The 2,780-nt window shown below is 36.1% G+C and carries 3 protein-coding genes; 1 reads left to right on the forward strand and 2 read right to left on the reverse strand.

Annotation, left to right across the window (positions count from 1 at the left end; all coding sequences use genetic code 11):
- The first annotated feature begins 72 nt into the window (after nucleotides 1-72).
- Entirely contained in the window at nucleotides 73-213 is a 141-nt protein-coding gene (locus tag BUCIPSTX3056_RS02080; protein WP_154021619.1) for a hypothetical protein, read from the forward strand.
- Nucleotides 214-229: 16 nt separating this feature from the next.
- Here BUCIPSTX3056_RS02080 and BUCIPSTX3056_RS02085 read toward each other — a convergent pair whose 3' ends face one another.
- Together BUCIPSTX3056_RS02085 and BUCIPSTX3056_RS02090 are read right to left on the reverse strand one after the other, a co-directional pair.
- Nucleotides 230-814: a glutamine amidotransferase-related protein gene (locus BUCIPSTX3056_RS02085; RefSeq protein ID WP_075475053.1), complete on the reverse strand. Its 585-nt coding sequence runs from the start codon at nucleotides 812-814 to the stop codon at nucleotides 230-232.
- Between the two features lie 4 nt (nucleotides 815-818).
- Complete coding sequence (locus BUCIPSTX3056_RS02090; protein WP_075475055.1) at nucleotides 819-2,387, reverse strand: anthranilate synthase component 1; 1,569 nt, start codon at nucleotides 2,385-2,387, stop codon at nucleotides 819-821.
- Nucleotides 2,388-2,780 lie beyond the last annotated feature (393 nt).

Below are 2,780 nucleotides of genomic sequence, written 5' to 3' on the forward strand. Positions count from 1 at the left end.
AATTTTTTTTATCTGTTCGATTATAGATCAAAAATTAACAAAATCTCTGTCTTTTAGTCTGAGCACAGAGTTATGCACAGAGTTATGCACAGAGTTATGCACAGAGTTATGCACAGAGTTATGCACAGAGTTATGCACAGAGTTATGCACAGAGTTATGCACACAAATTTTGCTTGTTTTAGAAAAATGGAACAGAAAAATACACACATATAATGTTTTGATTCTTGTTTCAACAGGTTTGACGCAACCACTGAAGTGTGTGTTGCAGGATACTGCATCCTAAAGGGGTTAAAATAGATTCAGGATGAAATTGTAAACCGCAAATACGGTCGTATATATGTTTTACTGCCATCACCGCTTTTTTATAGTGCGCGTTTACACAGAGAGTGGAAGGAACGGAGGTACATAAAAGAGAGTGGTAACGCGCTACTACTAAAGGATTAGGTAGCGCAGAAAACATATCCTTCTGATCATGTAAAATACAAGATGTTTTTCCATGCACGATGTTGGATGTTGTATCTACTATTCCTCCGTATGCACATACGATTGCTTGATGTCCTAGACAAATACCTAGTATAGGAATTTTCCCTTTTATTAAATCAATGAATTCAAGCATACACCCTGCTGCGCTCGGTGTACCTGGACCGGGAGAAAGAACTACTATAGGATGGTGCATGCCTGCTAGTGCTGAAATAAGAATGGACACCGGTGTGGTATTGCGATACACAGTAACTATCTGGTGAAACGAACGTAATGAATCAACTAAATTGTATGTAAATGAATCTAAATTATCTAATAAAAGAATATCTGACACAGTATTATTCTCCTACATCAAGGTAGTGTGTTTGAGCAATTGATTGCAAAACAGCACTAGCTTTATTTTTACTTTCTTCTATCTCTTCATGGGTAATAGAATCGTATACAATACCTGCTCCAGACTGTACAGTTGCTATATTGTTTTTAACAAAAGCTGAACGAATAACAATACATGCATCAAAAGATCCTGATCCGGTAAAATATCCTACAGAACCTCCATATGCTCCTCTATTCGTTTTTTCATGTTGTGCAATCAACTGCATAGCGCGTAATTTAGGTGCTCCGGTCAGTGTTCCCATATTCATACAGGATTGATATGCATGAAAAACATCCAGATTATCTTTTAATACTCCAGTGACGCAGGACACTAAATGCATGACATGAGAATACTTTTCTACATCCATTAGGCGCGATACATATCGACTACCTGTTCGACATACTTTAGCTAAATCATTGCGCGCTAAATCAACTAACATGAGATGTTCCGATAATTCTTTTGGATGAGTGCGTAAGGATAGCTCAATACGGTTGTCTAGGTCTGTATCGATTTTTCCGTCCGCATGAAGTCCGCGTGGACGAGTTCCAGCAATAGGATACAATTGAATGATGCGTTTATCAGAATTATATTTTAAATAACTTTCGGGCGATGCTCCAAATAATATAAATCGAGTATCCTGCATAAAAAACATATATGGACTCGGATTCATATGTTTCAAAACAACATATGCAGAGAAAGGTTGTGTGCATGTACAATAAAATTGCCTGGAAGGAACCACTTGAAACACCTCACCTTGTTTAATGAGTTCATGCATGCGATCAATAGTATCTGCAAACGCAGAATCACTCAGATTGCTTGTGACACGTATTTTTTTAGAGGAGACTGTTAGATCGGAAAAAGATGTAGGTCTAGGCTTTTGTAATATATGGTATAGTTTTTTCATGCGTGCACGCAACCGATTTCTTTCGGTACGATTTGCAGTAAAAGCATGCACTTGTATCTGCGTGTTTTTTTTATTGTGGTCAAAAATTACCATTGATTCTGCTAGGTAAAAGCATAGATCAGGGCAGGGAGAAAACGTACTTGTGCGAGGAATATATTCAAATGAATGGATTAAATCATAAGCGAGTAATCCTCCAAAAAATAGAGATGTTGATGAGCCATTAGCTGTATGTATTACCTGTATCAACCATCGGAAGCAATCAAATATAGATGGACACAATAATCTTTGGTCCTCTTCGACATGAGTAGCATTCAGTGAAAACTGCATGATGCGCAGACATTCTGTAGTTTTTAAGACTATATCTGAAGGAATCACTGTGTCCAGTTGCATCAATAAAGAGACGCCGTTTTTTGATAGGGCTTTAATTTTTAGCCTATTGTGCACTGCAGTAATACGTAGAGCGCTATCTACAATAATTGTACTAGTTGTTTGTTTCCTAGTGTTTATTTCAGAAGACTCGAGTAACAGTGTATTTTTTTTATCAGCACATATGTGCTGATAAATTTCTGTTGGATTCATGATGTATCGGGTATTTTTTTTCCAGGTAGTAACAGTACATGGTGTGTGCATAACTGATTTCTCCATATAGATAACGATAATAAAATAAGGATACGCTGTTATGGCATATATTTATAAATAAAAAGAGATCCTTCTTACAATATTTTTATATAAAGTACTGATTTAGTGATCAGAGTATACACGCGATATATCCGAGATAATTGCCATGATGCGCGTTATTGTAGTATAAGCATACATACTGTTTTTACATATATATATATATATATATATATTATGCATCTATCGTAGTTAGTGCGCATCATTTTCGTAAGGAAAATAATTTTTTTTATCTGTTCGATTATAGATCAAAAATTAACAAAATCTCTGTCTTTTAGTCTGAGCACAGAGTTATGCACAGAGTTATGCACAGAGTTATGCACAGAGTTATGCACAGAGTTATGCACA

This window comes from Buchnera aphidicola (Cinara pseudotaxifoliae) (genome assembly GCF_900128595.1).
Lineage (GTDB): Bacteria > Pseudomonadota > Gammaproteobacteria > Enterobacterales > Enterobacteriaceae > Buchnera_F > Buchnera_F aphidicola_J.

Excerpts from the sequence above, each read along its gene's own strand:
- BUCIPSTX3056_RS02080 (WP_154021619.1), top strand. The coding sequence starts at position 73 with ATGCACAGAGTTATGCACAGAGTTATGCACAGAGTTATGCACAGAGTT.
- BUCIPSTX3056_RS02090 (WP_075475055.1), bottom strand. The coding sequence starts at position 2,387 with ATGCACACACCATGTACTGTTACTACCTGGAAAAAAAATACCCGATAC.